Source organism: Streptomyces sp. NPDC050416, assembly GCF_044458845.1.
In the GTDB taxonomy this organism is placed as follows: domain Bacteria; phylum Actinomycetota; class Actinomycetes; order Streptomycetales; family Streptomycetaceae; genus Streptomyces.
In genome coordinates, this window is record NZ_JBITII010000003.1 from 709534 (window position 1) to 725468 (window position 15935).

Here is a 15935-nt window from a genome sequence, read left to right on the forward strand (position 1 = left end):
CAGTAGATCCGCCGGGGCGGGGCACGGCCCGTGGTCCTGGGCCGTCCGGGTCACGCCGCCACGACGTCCGCCACCACACAGCTGACGTTGTCCGGGCCGCCGGCCTCGTTCGCCGCCGTGACCAGGGACTGGACCGTCTCGTCGGGGGCGGTGGGCGGGGTGAGGAGCTCACGGATCCGGTCCTCGGGGACCACGCTCGACAGGCCGTCGGAGCACAGCAGATAGCGGTCACCCGGGAGGGCGTCGTGCAGGCGGAGGTCCGGGATCGTGGGGGTGCCGTCACCCGTCAGGGCCTTGAGGAGGAAGGCCCGCTGGGGGTGGGAGACGGCCTCCTCGGGCGTCAGGCGCCCCTCGTCGATCATCGACTGGACGACCGTGTGGTCGTGGGTGATGAGGAACAGTTCGCCGTCGCGCAGCAGGTAGGCGCGGGAGTCGCCGATGTGCACCAGGGCCAGCCGCGAGCCGGTCCACAGCAGGGCGGTCAGGGTCGTGCCGATGTCGTCGGCGCCGTCGGCCACGTCCCGGACGGCCTGGGCCGCGCCCCGCACGGCGTCCTCCAGGAGGTTGAGGACCCCGCCGGCCGGGATCTCGTCCGTGTCCAGGAAGCGCAGTGCCTCCACGGCGGCGCTGCTCGCGGGCGCGCCCGCCGGTCCGAAGCCGTCGGCGACGGCGAGCAGCCGGGTGCCCGCGTACGCGGTGTCCTGGTTGGCGGGGCGGACGCGACCGGTGTCCGAGTGGGCGGAGTAACGCAGTTCCAGCATGGCGGTGTCCTTTCGGGACTCGGGTGAGTCCGCTGTCAGGTGATCGACGAGGAACGCGGCGAGGTCCCGCCGCACCGCCGTCTCCGCCTCGACACGCGCCCAGTAGGCGCGGATCTCGCGGGCGGCGGCCGTGGAGTCGTGGTCGTGGAGCCGGCACACCTGGCGGATCTCCGCCAGCGGCATGCCCAGCCGCCGCAGCCACGCCACCAGCCGGGCCGGCTCCAGCTGCCCGACCGCGTAGTACCGGTATCCCGTGTCCGGGTCCACCCGGGCGGGCCGCAGCAGGTCCAGCTCGTCGTACAGGCGCAGTGCCTTCGGCGAGAGCCGGCACGCCTTCGCGAACGCGCCGATCGTCAGCATGTCGCGGTGCACCTCGCCACCTCCCTCCGGTTCCGCCACCGATGCTGGGGCTTCACCGAAGGTGAAGGTCAAGCGGGCTGTTCTGGTTCCACCGGCGGTTGTTAACCTGCCGGTCGATCACCCGATCGCACGAAGAGGGAGCCCTCGTGCCCCGTATCGCACTCGTCACCTACGACTCCGGTCCTGAGCCCAGCAAGGACCAGGACCTTCCGCTGCTGGTACGGGCGTTGCGGGACGCCGGTGCCGAGGCCGTCGCCGTGCCGTGGGACGCCCCCGGCGCCGACTGGGGCGGCTTCGACCTCGCCGTGATCCGGTCGACGTGGGACTACAGCTGGCGGACGGAGGAGTTCGCGGCGTGGGTGGAGCGGTGCGGGACGCTGACGCGGCTCGCCAACCCGCCCGGGGTTGTGCGGTGGAACACGGACAAGCGGTACCTCGGGGATCTGGCGGCCGCCGGTGTGCCCGTCGTCCCCACCCGGTACATCGCGCCCGGCGAGCCCGCCGACTTCCCTGACGACCAGGAGTACGTCGTCAAGCCCACCTCCGGCGCCGGCGCCCGTTTCGCCGCCCGCTACACGCACGACGAGCACGAATCGGCCGTACGACAGCTGAAGCGGATGCACGCCGAGGGCTTCACGGCGATGGTGCAGCCGTACATGCGCAGCATCGACTCCGCCGGCGAGCGGGCCCTGCAGTTCTTCGGCGGGCGCCTGCTGCACGCCAGCCGCAAGGGCGCGGTCCTCGCGCCGGGCACGCCGTACGACGCCGACAAGGTCGCCCACCCCGACCTCGAACCCTGGGAGCCGACCGCCGCCGAACTCGACGTCGCCGAGCGGGCACTGGCCGCCGTCCCCGGGCAGCAGGACCTGCTGTACGCGCGCGTGGACCTCGTCACCGGGGCGGACGGGGAGCCGTGCGTGATGGAACTGGAGCTGGTCGAGCCGAACCTGTTCCTGTGGCTGCACCCGGAGTCCGTGCCGAGGGTGGTCGAGGCGGTCCTGGCCGCCGCCGGCTGATCACGCGCGGACATACGTCCCTCGGTGAGGCTTTTGGTGTAGCGGTAGGGCCATGCCCTCCGAGCGACGGTCCTGGGCACCGCTGCTCGCGGTGTGCGCCGGGTACTTCATGGTGATCCTGGACGTGACGGTCATCGACGTCGCCGTGCCGGTGATCGGGCGGGAGCTGTCGGCCTCGCTCACCGGCATCCAGTGGATCACCGACGGGTACACCCTGATCTTCGCCGGGTTCCTGCTGACGGGCGGGGCGCTGGGGGACCGGCTGGGCAACCGCCGGGTGTTCTGCTCGGGCGTGGCGGTGTTCACCGTGTCCTCCGCCGCGTGCGCGCTCGCGCCCGGCGCGCGGTTCCTGGTGGCGGCACGGCTGGTCGAGGGGCTGGGCGCGGCGCTGATCGTGCCCGGTTCCCTGGCCCTGCTCCAGCAGGCCTATCCCGAGCGGGCCGCACGCTCCCGGGCCTTCGGGCTGTGGGGTTCGATGGCGGGCATCGCGGCCTCGGCCGGGCCGCTCCTGGGCGGGCTGCTCGTCTCCACGGTGGGCTGGCGCTGGGTGTTCCTCGTCAACCTGCTCGTCGGCGTGGCCTGTCTGGTGCTGACGCTGCGGCACGTGGCCCGCTCGCCCCGGCGTGCCGACCGGCCGCTGGACTGGACGGCGCAGTGCGCGGTCGTGGCGGCGGTGGCGCTGCTGACCGGGGCGCTCAACGAGGCCGGACGGCGGGGCTGGACCGATCCGGCCGTGCTCGCCGGTGCGGCACTGGCCGTACTGGCCGCCGTGGCGTTCGTGGTGCGTGAGCGGCTCGCCCGGTCCCCGGTCCTCCCGCCCCCTGCTGCGCTCCCGTGCCATGAGCGGCGGAGCCGGCATCGGCCTGCTGTTCAACTTCGGCTTCTACGGCATGGTGTTCACCGCCAGCCTCGAGTTCCAGCACCAGCGCGGCTACAGCGCCCTCGGCACCGGCCTCGCGCTGTTCCCGGCGGTGGTGATGACCATGTCCGCCTCCGTCCTTTCCGGGCGGCTGGCCCGGCGCACCGGCGACCGCCCCCTGGTGGTCTCCGGGATGCTGCTGGCCGCCCTGGGGCTGACCGGCTGGGCCGCGGCCGGCGCCGACCCCCGCATACGCCCTGCTGGTGGTCCCGATGACGGCCGCGGGATTCGGTACGTCCTTCGCCCTCACAGGCTCGACCGCCACCGTGATGGGCACCGCCCCCGCGGCGTACTCGGGGGCCGCCTCCGCCCTGTTCAACACCGCCCGCCAGATCGGCAGCGCCACCGGCGTCGCCCTCGGCGGCAGCCTGCTCGCCTCCGCCACCGACTTCGGCACCGGCCTCCGCACCAGCATGCTCATCGGCGCGCTCGCGTACCTGGCCGCCGCGGGCCTGGCATGGCGCTGCGTACCCGCGAAGCCCCGGCGGTCCGACGAGGGGCCCCCGGAGCCCCTCACTCCTGACGGCCGGTGACGGCCACCCGCTGCAACAGCCCCCAGGTGAACTCCGCGACGACCTCCCACCGCGCCCCCTGTGCGTCCGGCGCGGTGAACGCCAGGCCTGGGGGTACCCCCACGCCGTTCAGGCAGTGGGGGAGGGTCGGGGCCGTGCCCTCCAGGGGACGGGCCGGGGCGAAGGCGCGGGCCGCCTCGTCGACCGTGCAGGACCAGGGGGTGAGGTCGTCGAGCGTGCGCAGCACGGGCCCCTGGGCGCCCGGGGCGCGGACCAGCCACTCGTTCCACACCGCGCCGTTCGGGGCGGTCAGCACCTCGAAGCGCAGGTCGGGCCAGAGGGGGAGAGGCCAGAGCCAGGACTCGCAGTCGAGGTCGCCGATCCGGCGGGGCGTGCGGGACTCGGGTTCGCCGAGGACCGAGCGGTAGCGGGACAGGGGCGAGCGGGAGCGCGGGGAGCGGACCATCGCCTGCCAGCGCTTGTTGGCCTCGCGCATGTCCGCGAGGGAGGCGCCCAGCTGGTGACGGGCGTCCTCCACCGGATCCGGGTTGTGGTCGGCCATGCGGCGCAGCAGCACCAGCTGGAAGTCGAGCGGTGTGAAGGGGCTAGCGGGGCGCTTTCCGGAGGGCATGGGCACCATCGTCGCCCACCGGCGCGGTGCCCGGGCGGCGGCCGTCCGGGAGGAAGAGGACCGAGTTGACGTAGCGCGGGCCGCGCAGGGCGTCGTACGGCAGGACGCGGCGCAGCAGGCCGTGCGAGACGACGTAGGAGGCGTCCGCCTGGTGCTCCTCCAGGGGGAACTTCGCCAGCGGCACCCAGCTGTCGCCGGGCAGGACCCAGCCGTCGTAGCCCAGCAGGGACAGGTAGGTCACCACCGGGGCGATCGGCTGGATGCGGGACTCCAGCTCCACGAACAGGGCGGGCCGGTCGCGGGCCAGCAGGCCTGTCGCCCCGCGCAGGACCGCCGGCTCGTTGCCGTCCACGTCGATCTTGATGAAGCCGACGTCGCGCAGGCCCAGCTCGTCCAGCGTGACGCACGGGACGTCCAGCGCCCGGCCGTGGATGTCGCGCCGGACCAGCGAGGACACGCCCCGGTCGCCCGAGTCGTCCGACGGCAGCCACAGGCGGGCGATGCCCGGGCGGTCCGAGGCCGCCGCACGGATCACCCGCACGTTCGGCGGGGCGGCGGCGGTCAGCAGACGGGCCAGGTGGGGCACCGGTTCGATCGTCACCACGTGCTCGGCCAGGCCGGACAGCCGGTGCGTCCAGGGCCCGTACCAGCCGCCGACGTCCACCGCCGTACCGCAACCCGGCGGGCACAGCTCGACGAGCCGGGCCAGCTCCGGTTCGAACCGGGGGTAGAGGGCCCGGGCCGTCGCGGCCACCAGGCGGGCGGGCAGGAGGGGAGCGAGCCGGGCGGCCAGGCTGGTCATGGGGTCATCCTCTGGACAAGTTCCTCGTGCTCGTCGTCCGGCACCTGCTCGCCCGAGGAAGGCAGCAACTGCGGAATGCCGTCGACGATCGGATAGCGGCGGCGCAGACGCGGGTTGTACAGCGCCCCCTCCTGCCCGGCCTCCTCGGCCAGCAGATGCAGCGGGCCCTTGTCGAGCGGGCACGCGAGGATCTTCAGTATGGGGTCGTCGGGCTTCATGGGGAGGCCAACTCCTTGGCTGGTGCGGGGGGTTGGGGAGCGGGGTCGTGCTTCGGCATGGTCAGGAGCACGGCGACCGCCAGGGCCGTGCCCGCCACCCGCAGCGCGAGCCGCAGCGGCTCGTCCGGCAGGGCCTCGCCGAACGACAGCGTGCCGAGCACCGCCGTGAACAGAGACGTCACGGTCGTGCACACCGGCACGATCAGCGAGGCCCGGCAGCGCTGGAGCGCCGCCTGCGACATCACCAGGCCGAACACGCCGGTGAACAGCAGCAGATACGGATACGGGGAGCTCAGCAGGTCCAGCACCGCGCCGCCGATCCCGCTGGTCGTCAGATGGCTCGACACGCCCTTGATGGCCAGCGAACTGACGCCGTACAGCAGCCCCACGGCCACGCCGTACTCGACGCCGGTCGTCGGCCGCCGGTGCCGGTTGCGGGCCCGCCGCTCGGCGGAGCCGTACAGCCACAGCCCGGCCGCCAGCGACGGCACGCACACCAGCAGGATCAACGGGTACGGCGCCTCCTGGCTGACGGTGTCCGAGCCCTCGCGCAGCGACAGCACCACCATCAGCAGCGCGAGCAGGATCGCGGCCAGCGCGTACCGCTCCCGGCCGCTCGTCTCCTCCCCGAGCAGCCGGGCCGACAGCAGCACGAGCAGCACCAGGCCGGAGACGAAGATGCCCTGCGCGGCGGCGATCGGGAGGGTGCGGTAGACGACGAGCTGCGCGCCGAAACCGGCGGCCAGGGCGAGGGAACCGCCGATCCACAGGGGGCTGCCGAGAACCAGGCGCAACAGCCGGGCCGGCCGCCGGATCGTCACCTCGGGCAGCGCGGTGAGCGCCCGTTTCTCCAGCACGAAGCCCAGGCTGTACAGGGTGTTCGCCAGCAGGGCCGCGGCCACTCCCCACCACATGGGCTACGTCCTCCTGGCGTGCAGCAGCAGGATCGACGCGAGCTGCGGCCGGGCGCAGGCCAGCCGGTCCAGCGGCCGCAGCGGGCGCGGTACGCCGTGGAAGGGAGCGCCTTCGAGCGTCACGACCGTGAACCCGGACGCGGCGACGAACTCCCGCAGCGCGCGGGCGGTGTAGAGGCGCAGATGCCCTACAACCTCCCGGCCCGGGCGGCCGTGGATGCCGCGCAGGCTGACCTCCGAGAAGACCGGCTGGACGCCGGCGAGCAGCAGGGCGCGGTTGTACCAGGCGGCCAGGTTCGGCGTGGACAGCATCAGATGGCCGCCCGGCCGCAGGATCCGGCGGATCTCGTCGAGCGCCGCGTCCGGGTCGACGAGATGCTCGATCACCTCGCTGAACAGCACGGCGTCGGCCGACTCCGGCGCGAACGGCAGCCCACCGCCGGTGAGTTCACCGCGGACCGCGCACGGGATGCGGGTGCGGGCTCGCCTCAGGGCGTCCTGGGACCAGTCGACACCGATGACGCGGTGGCCGGGGAGGAGGGGCGCGGCGGTGGCGGCGGCCGTGCCGTCGCCGCAGCCGATGTCGAGGATCGTCTGCGGCTTTCGGCCCGCCGGGCCGAGGGCCCGGGCCAGCATGCGGGCCTGGCGGAGGCTGCGCGGGGTGCCGGAGGCGACGGGGACGGCCGGATTCTCGTAGAAGTCGCGCAACTGAGAGGGCCGGGCGGGGGCGCTCGTCACGGGGTCACCTCCGTGGTGTGCAGATAGTGCTCGAACAGGTCGCGGAGGTGGGCGCCGTCGCCGTGGCTGAGCAGGGCCCGGGACCAGCGCAGGGCCAGGTGGAGACGGCCGGCGGTGGAGGCGGTGGTCACGGTGAGGCCGCGCGGCATCCGGGCCGGCGCGGAGAACCAGACCGCGTGCGCGCGGCCCGTCTCCTCGCCGAAGTCCAGGGGGTAGGGGATACGGCCGATGTTGCTGAGCAGGGTCGTCGACGTCCAGGGCGCGGCGGCGCGGCGCAGGGCGCGGGTGAGGGCGGCGCGGGCGGCGACCGGGGCCCAGGGGGTGGTGAGGAGGGCGGCGCCGTGGCCCAGTTGGGGGCGGTGCAGGGACTTCAGCGCGCGGGTGCGCTCCGCGGTGCGCCGGAGGAGGGCGGACATGTCCGGGTGGTCCAACTCGTCCGAGGCGAAGGGTACTTCCACCAGGCGGGTGCCGTTGCCTATGGGCATCGTGGTGTCGCGGGGGCGGTCGTCGACGGGCATGGTGATGCGGAGGGGGCGGGGGCGGGCGCCGTGTTCCCTGTTCCAGTGGGTGATGGTCAGGGCCGTGGTGACCATGAGCTGGTCGTTGACGGTGTAGGGGGAACCCTTGGGGCGGTGGGGGAGGGGGAGCTCCGTCACCAGCATGCCGTTGCCGGGGGAGGGGTCCGGAGTGCCTGGGGCTACCCGCGCGGGGGGTGACCAGGTGGTCGGGGTGTCCGGGGGGTCTTGGAGGGCTTGGGGTGTACGGGTTGGGGGTGCTGCGGGGGCGTTGTCCCTGCCTCCGTACAACTCGGCAGCGGTGGCGAGGATTCGGAGGCAGGCCGGGCCGTCCAGGGCCGTGTGGTTGATGGTGAGGAAGAGGACTGTGCCTTGTGCGGTGCCGGTGTGGGTGTCCTGGGCGGGTTGGGGCGCTCGCCCGCCCTGGCGGGGTGCCGCTCTCGGTGGGTCGGGAGCCGCCCCAGCGGCACGACTGCCCGCAACTGAGCCAACTACCTCAAGCCGTATCGGTGGTGACATCGACAGGGGTGGGGACTCCGTCAGGGCCCGGGTCCTGGCGTCCTGGAGTGCCCGTGGCCCCGGCGGGGTGAAGGTCACCACCTCCACATCGGGCTCCGGCGTCAGCTCCCACTCGTAGCGCCGCCGGTACCACGGCCCCCGCGCCTCCCGCATCAGGATCCGCGGATGCCGGTGCAGAGCCTCCGTGAACGCCTTGCGCAGGCGGGTCTGGTCGACGGGGCCTGGGAGGTGGACCTCGATGTGGACCGTCTCCGGTTCCTGCTCCTGGAGGCAGTGCCGGGACACTTCGTCCACCACCGGGAACGGGATGCGTACCGGTGCCGTCATGCGGGCTCGCCCTTCCCCGTGTCCGTCGTCCTGGGCAGCTGCTGCGTCGGTGCCTCGGAGGAGGGCCCCTCCCGCAGGCTCACCAGTCCAGCGAACAGGCCGATCAGCGCCAGCAGTTGGGCCGTACGGCCGAACGCTCCCTCGCCCGCGCCCACCGGCTCCCCGGCCCCGAACGCGGCAGCGATGCCCGCCCCCGCCAGCGCCACGAACGCGATCGGCACCAGCAGCGCGTGCCGCCTGGCCGCGAGCAGCGCCAGTGCCGGGACCAGCAGCGCCAGCCAGCCCGCGATCACCGCCCCGACCAGCGTCAGCGCCACCGTGCCGAGCCACAGGCCGGGCAGCGGCGGGGCCGGTTGCGGTGCGTCGGGGTTGGGGGCGCGGCGGCGCCACAGCGCTAGGCCCAGCAGCACCGCGATGCCGGCGCCACTGCCGATCAATCCGGCGTCATACGTGGTGGCCGGTTCGTACGACAGCTTGACCGTGCCGCCCGCGCCGGCCGGGATCCGCCAGCCCTGCTGCCAGCCGTCCAGCCGCAGCGGGGTGAGCTCCTTGCCGTTCAGGGTGGCCTTCCAGCCGTCGTTGAAGTTCTCGTACGTCGTCAGGTACGAGGCCGCGCCCGAGCCGACCGACACCTCGCGCCGGTCGCCCAGCCAGTCCTGGACTCGCAGCTCACGCCCGGCCGCGGCGGCCTCCGGGACCGTCCCGCGGGTCAGGGTGACGTCCGTCAGCGCGAGCGGGCCGGCATCGCCGCCCTCCAGCCGGTGGTCACCCGAGGCCAGCTCCAGCTCGGCGTCCTTCCTGTTCTGCTGGCAGAGCGTCACCTCGACGGGCCGCCGTTCCACCAGGTCACGCACGGTGCCCTTCGCACCGGTCCGGTACAGCTCGCCGTCCAGTGCCACGTCGGGCCCCTTGCCGCAGGGCAGCGAGAACTTGCGGGTGCCGTCCGGCTGCGGGGTGCGGTACTGGTCGAGGGAGGGGATATACGCCTCCGTCAGGCCCACGGGCAGCCGCAGATCCTCGTCGGCGACCGGGTTGTGCAGGGTCAGCGGGGCCGTCTCGGTGATCGTGATGTCGAGCCGGTCCGTGGTGATCGGCGGGAAGCGGACCCAGCCGTTCTCGTCGACGCCGGCGATCGCCGCGCCGTCCGGGGAACTGATGTGCACCTGGGAGGCGCGGGTGGACAGGCCGCCCGCGGGGGCCAGGACCAGTTCTCCGACCGGTTGCTTGCCGTCCCAGCGCAGGTGGATCGTCGGCCGGTCGCCCGCGATCCACGCCGTCGTCAGGTCGCCGTCGGTGAGGTTGCGTGCCGCGAGGCCCGCGCCGAGGCGCGCCGTGGAGTCGGCGGTGGCGACGATCCGGGACTGCTGCTCGGGCGCCACCTCATACAGCAGCTCGTCGAGCTCCTTGCCCGGCACCGGCACCGCGCTCGCCGTCACCTCGTACGTCCCGGCGGCCGGTGTCGTGAAGCGGCGGTGCAGGCCGGCCTCGGTGCCGGTCGCGGAGAGGCCGGTCGGGTCGGAGGTCCGGTGCAGCGAGACGACCGTGGCGTCCGCGGTCGCGTCGGCCGCGTCCACCGGGAGCCGCAGCAGCCGCGTCACCTGTACGCCCGGCAGGTCGATCTCGGAGAAGCCCGCGCCGGTGAGCCCGGCCCGGCGCTCCACCGAGTCCACGATCGTCAGCTTCATCCACCGCGTGCCGCCCTCGGGCGCCTTGACGCGCTGCGCCGTTCCGTTCGGCCGCAGGAAGCTCGTCCGCTCGCCCTTCTCCGTCTCCACCCGCACCTTCGTCGCCGCGGCCCGCACGCTCTCCTGCGGCAGCGGCGTGACCTTGAAGGAGGACGGCATGTCGTAGGAGCCGGTGAAGCCGATGCGCAGCCACTGCCCGTCCGGGGTCTCCGGCGAGCCCTCCGTCCACGCGGTGTCCGGGTTGCCGTCGAAGGCGTTCACCGGGTCGTACTGCGGCAGGTGGAAGAGCCAGTTGCCGTACGAGGAGGCCGTCACCGAGCGGGCGCCGCGCAGCTCGGCCACCGTCTGGTGCTCCATGCCCTCGGTCGGCAGGATCTGGCGGGGCTTCTCGCCCGGGTCCTGCTGGGCGTCGGGCGCGTTGCGTTCGTCGCGGGTGTACGTGTACGACGTACCGGCGTTGACCACGCCGAACCGGGTGTCGGCGCGCCGCATCCCGTCGCCCACCACCTGCACCGCCGGGGTGCCGAGCCCCGGGTGGTGGTCGCCGGTCAGGACGGTCGCCCGGCCGCGCAGCCGCGACGCCAGCGGCAGCAGCGCCTCCGGGCCGCCGGACACGACGGCCGTGTCGGAGACCGGCATGAGTCCCGCCTGCCCGGGCCGGACCACGTCCTGCCCCGTCGGCCGGTAGATCTCCACCGCCCGCTGCCGCGGGTACAGTCCCTCGACCTGGAGCGGCGCGTCGTGCGCGAGCCGGCCGCCGGTCATCACCGGCCCCAGCCCCGTCACCCGCTCGTACCCCGACTGTTCGAGGGTCCGCTTGACGGTCGTGGTCGGCACGTAGCCGATCTGGTCGGGGTCGAGATCGTTGCGCACGACGACGTAGAACAGCCCCGCCCGGCTCAAGTAGTCGGCCAGCCCCGGGACTTCGGCACCGGACAGCAGCGCCTGCTCGACGGCGTCCATCGCGCGCCGGTTGCCGGGCGTGCCGAACGGGACGTAGTCGCGCTGCGCCCACCGCGACTCGGCGAGCACGTCGAGCGGCTGGTCGATGGGCGAGCCCCAGGTGTAGATGCCGTGCGCGGTCGCCGGGACGACCAGGGCGCGCGAGTCGGGCGAGTACTTCTCCAGCCAGTCGGCCGTGGCCTGCCAGTAGGCGGGGAGCTTCTGGAAGGAACCCGGGTTGAGGATCGAGCCGTTGAGGTACGGCCACAGCAGCCCCGGCAGGATCAGCACCGCCGCGACCAGCGGGGCGAAGCGCCGGCCGCGCACCGGGCGGGCCCCGCGCGACTCGGCGGCCACACCCACCAGATGCGCCAGGCCCAGCACGAACGCCAGCGCCAGGCCCGTCTGGAACTTGTAGATGTTCCGGAACGGCGACAGCCACCCGTCCAGCCAGCCCCGCACGGCCCCGTGGAACGGCGCCCCGAACGCGCCGCCGTACCCGGCGAGCAGCACCAGCGCCGCCACGAGCACCGTCAGCACGAGCCACCGCCGCTCGGGCATGTCCCGCCGGGCGAGCCCGGCGAGACCGAGCCCGGCCGCGAACGCCGAGCACACGATCACGACGACCGACGAGGCCACGGCCCACCCCGCGGGCAGCCACGCCTCACCGAAGTGCAGATAGGCGACCCAGTTCCCGGCGCCGCGCAGCGCCTCGGTCGCCGACATGGTGTCCGTCGTCGTCCGCGCCGTCTCTATATAGGGGAGGAAGTTCTCGCCGTAGACCCCGAGCAGCAGCAGCGGCACCCACCACCAGGCGGTCACGACGAGCACGGCCGGAGCCCACCAGGCGATCAGCTTGCGCTGCCTCGGCCCGGGCGGCCGGGACAGCAGATACAGTCCCACCGGCAGCAGGGACGCCAGCGTCGCCGAGGCGTTCACACCGCCCATGAACGGCACGAGCAGCGCCGACCGCAGCGCCGCGACCCGGGCGGCGTACCGCTCGTTCGTCAGCGGCAGCAGCACCCACGGCAGAAACGCGCCGGGCAGCGCGGCGGCCGACGTCGACCCGATCACGGTGGTGAACACCGGCCACAGCGCGTACGCCACGGCCCCCAGCAGCCGGGACGCGCCACTGCCCACCCGCAGCCGCTCGGCCAGCCGCAGCGCACCCCAGAAGGCGACCGACACGATCAGCGACATCCACAGCCGCTCCGCCAGCCACACCGGCAGCTGTACGAGGTCGCACAGCCAGTAGAACGGCAGCATCGGCCACAGATAGCCGACGTACTGGTCCTGGATCCCGCCGAACCCGGCCCGGTCGTGCCACAACTGCCCCAGGTCGGCGAGGAACTGACCCGGGTCGACCGTCACACCGAGCTTGGTGTCGAAGGTCTGCCGCCCTGGCTGCACGGCCAGGAACAGCACGAACGCCACGGCCCAGCAGCCCAGCAGCCAGCGCCGCGACCGCGGGCCCTCGGGCGGGCCCGCCGCGGTCGCGGTGGTGGGGACGGCTGCCGGTGGAGGAGCCTGGACCGTGGTTGTCATGTAGACCGCCGCAGGATGAGGAGAAGATTCCAGGTGGCGAACTCGCGGATGCCGGGCGCCTTGACGACGGCCTCCGCGAGGAACGGCCAGTAGCGGGAGCGCGCCGAGACGACCGTGACGTCGTCCCGGGCACGCACCTGCCGCAGGGTGGATCCGATGTGCACCGCGAACAGGTTCTCGCCGAGCGTGTGCTTGGCGGGCCTGCCGGTCCGCCGCAGATAGCGGGCCCGGGCCCGCTCGGCACCGAAGTAGTGCCACGGGGCCCAGTCGTGCCCGCCCCAGGGCGACAGCCAGTTGGTGAACGACACGTAGATCAGCCCGCCGGGCCGCGTCACCCGGGCCAGCTCGCTCAGGAACGTCTCCGGGTCGGCGACGTGCTCCAGCACGTTCGAGGAGAACGTGACGTCCGCGACGCCGTCCCGGAGGGGCAGGAGATATCCGTCGGCGACGACGGCCGAGTCGGGGGGTTTCTCGCCGAGTTCGGCCATGTCCGGCTCGAACAGGTAGGCATGAGCCCCGCGGCGGCGGAACTCCTCGGTGAAATACCCGCTGCCTCCACCGACGTCCAGGACCGTACGCCCGGCGACGGGCCCGTCGTACGCCTCGACCTGATCGACGGCGTCCCGGGCGAGCAGCGAGTAGCAGGCTTCGGGATCGTCCTGCTCGTGGAGGAAGGCACGGAACAGGGCAAGAGATCTACGAAACGAGGGGTCGTGTAGATAGGGGCGCGGGACTGTGACATTTGCGGCTCCGCCGCGTGGGCGCGACCAGCCACGGCGGACCGCACGACGCATCACGGAGCCCAGCCCCTCACCGCCTCCGCGGCAACCACACGGAACTGCCGCACAGTCCGGTCCCACCGAAACTGCGCCGCCCGCTCCCGAGCCGCCTTCCCCATCAACTCCCGCCGACGCCCGGACAGGGCCAGCGCACACCACGCCGCCGCGAACGACGACTCACCGCGCGCGAGAACCCCCGTCTCACCATCGACCACGGAGTCCTTGAGCCCCGGCACGTCGAACGCCACGGTCGGCGTCTGTCGCGCCGCCGCCTCCGTCACGACCAGTCCCCACCCCTCCACGGCGGAGGGATGCAGCAGCAACCAGGCCGCGCACAGCAGCCGATGCTTCTCGGCCTCGGACACGTATCCGGTGAACTGCACGCCGGGACCGGCGAGTTGCTCAAGTCTCGCCCGCTCGGGGCCGTCCCCGACGATGACCAGTCGCCCGCCGGTGACGGGCCGCACCCGCTCCCACAACCGCAGCAGCAGATCGATCCGCTTGTACTCGACGAGCCGGCCGACGGCGACGAACAACGGTTCGGGGGACCGCTCGGCCCGCGGCCCCGGTTCCTCGACTCCGTTGTGCACGACCCGGATGCGGTCCCGCTCCACGCCGATCGCGCGCAGCGCGTGCGCGGTGGAGGAGGAGACCGCGACCAGCAGACTCCGCTGCTGTGCCCCGGTCAGCGCCCAGTGCTCGAGTCTTCGGCCGATCCGGGCGGCCGGCGCCAGCGGCCCGCCGAAGCGCATCTTCCACAGGTCGGTGTGGACGTGGTTGACCAGGCACAGCGTGGGCCCGGAGTGCCACAGCGGCGCCAGGTACGGCATGCCGTTGCACACCTCGACCAGCAGATCGCAGTCACCGACCTGGCGGGCGAAGGCCGACCGGGCGCGCAGATAGTGCCCGTACGGGCCGCCCGCCGACACGACCCGGTAGTCCCGGAAGGCCGCGGGGCCCCCGCACAGCAGTGTCACCTGGTGGCCGAGCCGGGTCAGGCCGTCGGCGAGCTTGTCGACCAGCAGCTCGGAGCCGCCGGCGGAGGGGTTGTCCAGATCGCGATGGGCGAGGAAGACGATCCGGCGCGGATGTGGGGGGAGCGCCGGAAGGTGCTGCTCCGCGCTGGGGAGCGCGGCGTGCAGCGAGGACGGTACGTGCTGGGGCATGGGTGCTCCAACTCGTCTCGGGGTGCGGAACTCAGCGTGGGGAAGGTGTGTCTCTGGAAGGTGTGGCTCTGGGGGGTCTGGCTGTGGGGGGCCTGAGCCCTTCCTGGGAGGGGAGTGTGGACGGGTTGTGCTCGGGTGGGGTTGGACAGTTTTCGCCCGGACGTTCTCCACGGCTACTCACCGGCGTGACAATTTCGGGCTTTGTTAGAGCTGACGTCACATCACATCGTGAGGGTGGGCTGGGGCGTACCGGACGTATCGGACGGAGTGGGCTGCTCCGGCTCCTTCCGCCCACGCGCCACCAGAACGCCACCCACCACCGCGAGCACCACACCCGCCACACCGGCCCCGATCGGCAACGTCGTGCCCACCAGGCGCAGTTGGCCGCTGTCGCGCTTCGCCTGCCGCACGGCCTCCTTCTGCGTCGCCGTCGTGAACGAGATCTTCCGGCTGTCCAGCAGCACCGCCGCGTCCTTCTTCCTGCCCGGCGCCCGCAGCGTCCGCCTCGGCCCGGTCTGCGCGTAGACCACGCGGCCGGTGGCCTGGTCGACGACCAGTTCGAAGCCGTGGTTGGAGTACCACTCCTCGGCCAGCACCTGCGGCCGCTCCGGCTGGTCGACGAGGCTGCCGGGCACCATCCGCGTGCCGGTCCTGGTCGGCGGCACGGAGCCGGTGAACTTGTAGCCGGTGTAGCCCTGGACCTTCTCGGTGCCGCGATAGCGCAGGACGACCGTGTCGCCGAGGGTGTTGTCCCACCACTGGTACGAGCGTTTCTGCACGTCGAAGGGGAACTTCAGATAGGCCTCGCCCTCGATGTACGGCTTCTCGCCGCAGCAGTGCACGGGCCGGGTGGTCTTGCGGTCCATCACCCAGCGGTGCGGGGTGAACTCCAGAGCGTCGTGCGGGTCGGCGGCAGGCAGCGACTTGTCGGTGTCGACCGTGGTCGTCACGTCCCAGACGGCGTTGCCGCTGCGTTCGCTGTCCTCGACGTTGCCGCGCACCCGCTGGGTCACCGTGATCTTCCGGTCGGGCACAGTCTCGATCCGGTCAGTGTCGAAGACGCTGCCCCGGCCGGTGTAGACGGCGGTGGTGTCGATGTCGATCGGGTTCACCGCGGCACGCGGCTGGACGTACCAGGCGAGCAGGGGCGCCAGCACCAGCAGGAAAGTTCCGACACCCAGCAGGGCCAGCGAAAAGGGGGAGGTTGTACGGCGCATCCGGGCACTCCAGTGGCTTGGGACGGCTCGACGTACGAGAGGGCCGGCACGGCGGGAAACAGCGCGTGTACGGCTGGGCCGGGAACCGTAGGCCGCTCTTGACGGGGTGTCAATGCTTGTCGAGACTGGGCGCGACAGGCAGGGACGGGGTGCCGGGGTGGGGCAACCTCCGGACGATATCCGGACGAATCCGGACAGAGAGGCTGACCCTGCGATGTCGAGACTGCTCGCTGCCGCGCTGACCGTCGCGCTCGCCGCCGCCCTTGCCGTGGGCGCCGCGCTGGGCGTCGTCGCGCTGCTCGAAGCCACGCCCGACCAGCCGAACACCCCGCTGATCACCTACGAGCAGGCCGGGCAGGGGAGTTGACG

The 15935-nt window shown here is 72.9% G+C and carries 13 protein-coding genes and 1 pseudogene; 3 read left to right on the forward strand and 11 right to left on the reverse strand.

All coding sequences use genetic code 11. From position 1 onward, the window contains the following. Positions 1 to 50 precede the first annotated feature (50 nt). The gene (locus tag ACIBL4_RS12745) at positions 51 to 1121 is read right to left on the reverse strand and encodes a MerR family transcriptional regulator (RefSeq protein WP_399409351.1); all 1071 of its coding nucleotides are present in this window, start codon (positions 1119 to 1121) and stop codon (positions 51 to 53) included. 146 nt (positions 1122 to 1267) lie between these two features. On the opposite strand from ACIBL4_RS12745, the gene ACIBL4_RS12750 reads away from it, so the two are divergent. Together ACIBL4_RS12750 and ACIBL4_RS12755 are read left to right on the forward strand one after the other, a co-directional pair. Next, positions 1268 to 2137, forward strand: coding sequence for a RimK family alpha-L-glutamate ligase (locus tag ACIBL4_RS12750; RefSeq protein ID WP_399409147.1), 870 nt, complete (start codon positions 1268 to 1270; stop codon positions 2135 to 2137). Positions 2138 to 2189: 52 nt separating this feature from the next. Then, positions 2190 to 3589, forward strand: a pseudogene (locus tag ACIBL4_RS12755) (MFS transporter). On the opposite strand, the gene ACIBL4_RS12760 reads toward ACIBL4_RS12755, so the two are convergent. From ACIBL4_RS12760 to ACIBL4_RS12805, 10 genes are all read right to left on the reverse strand, one after another. Further along, complete coding sequence (locus ACIBL4_RS12760; protein ID WP_399409149.1) at positions 3570 to 4199, reverse strand: hypothetical protein; 630 nt, start codon at positions 4197 to 4199, stop codon at positions 3570 to 3572. The pseudogene ACIBL4_RS12755 and the gene ACIBL4_RS12760 overlap by 20 nt on opposite strands. Then, a complete protein-coding gene (locus ACIBL4_RS12765; protein WP_399409150.1) occupies positions 4174 to 5001 on the reverse strand; it encodes an FkbM family methyltransferase in 828 nt (275 codons plus the stop codon). Before ACIBL4_RS12765 ends, ACIBL4_RS12760 begins: the two co-directional genes overlap by 26 nt. After that, positions 4998 to 5219 carry a Trm112 family protein gene (locus ACIBL4_RS12770; RefSeq protein ID WP_399409152.1) on the reverse strand — a complete coding sequence of 74 codons (222 nt, stop codon included), beginning with the start codon at positions 5217 to 5219 and terminating at the stop codon, positions 4998 to 5000. The genes ACIBL4_RS12765 and ACIBL4_RS12770 overlap by 4 nt, the downstream gene beginning before the upstream one ends. Next, positions 5216 to 6121, reverse strand: coding sequence for a hypothetical protein (locus tag ACIBL4_RS12775; protein ID WP_399409353.1), 906 nt, complete (start codon positions 6119 to 6121; stop codon positions 5216 to 5218). Before ACIBL4_RS12775 ends, ACIBL4_RS12770 begins: the two co-directional genes overlap by 4 nt. Positions 6122 to 6136: 15 nt before the next feature. Next, positions 6137 to 6871 (reverse strand): methyltransferase domain-containing protein, encoded by a 735-nt coding sequence (locus ACIBL4_RS12780; protein ID WP_399409154.1) that lies wholly within the window; start codon positions 6869 to 6871, stop codon positions 6137 to 6139. Beyond that, a complete protein-coding gene (locus ACIBL4_RS12785) occupies positions 6868 to 8232 on the reverse strand; it encodes a condensation protein (RefSeq protein ID WP_399409156.1) in 1365 nt (454 codons plus the stop codon). The genes ACIBL4_RS12780 and ACIBL4_RS12785 overlap by 4 nt, the downstream gene beginning before the upstream one ends. After that, complete coding sequence (locus tag ACIBL4_RS12790; RefSeq protein WP_399409158.1) at positions 8229 to 12404, reverse strand: alpha-(1->3)-arabinofuranosyltransferase family protein; 4176 nt, start codon at positions 12402 to 12404, stop codon at positions 8229 to 8231. The genes ACIBL4_RS12785 and ACIBL4_RS12790 overlap by 4 nt, the downstream gene beginning before the upstream one ends. Beyond that, positions 12401 to 13198 (reverse strand): class I SAM-dependent methyltransferase, encoded by a 798-nt coding sequence (locus ACIBL4_RS12795; RefSeq protein WP_399409355.1) that lies wholly within the window; start codon positions 13196 to 13198, stop codon positions 12401 to 12403. Before ACIBL4_RS12795 ends, ACIBL4_RS12790 begins: the two co-directional genes overlap by 4 nt. Then, a complete protein-coding gene (locus ACIBL4_RS12800) occupies positions 13198 to 14349 on the reverse strand; it encodes a glycosyltransferase family 4 protein (protein WP_399409160.1) in 1152 nt (383 codons plus the stop codon). The genes ACIBL4_RS12795 and ACIBL4_RS12800 overlap by 1 nt, the downstream gene beginning before the upstream one ends. A 221-nt stretch (positions 14350 to 14570) precedes the next feature. Then, positions 14571 to 15566: a DUF3068 domain-containing protein gene (locus ACIBL4_RS12805; protein WP_399409162.1), complete on the reverse strand. Its 996-nt coding sequence runs from the start codon at positions 15564 to 15566 to the stop codon at positions 14571 to 14573. A 214-nt stretch (positions 15567 to 15780) separates the two neighbouring features. Between ACIBL4_RS12805 and ACIBL4_RS12810 the strand changes: the two genes are divergently transcribed. Next, the gene (locus ACIBL4_RS12810; RefSeq protein WP_010042314.1) at positions 15781 to 15933 is read left to right on the forward strand and encodes a hypothetical protein; all 153 of its coding nucleotides are present in this window, start codon (positions 15781 to 15783) and stop codon (positions 15931 to 15933) included. Positions 15934 to 15935: the final 2 nt, after the last annotated feature.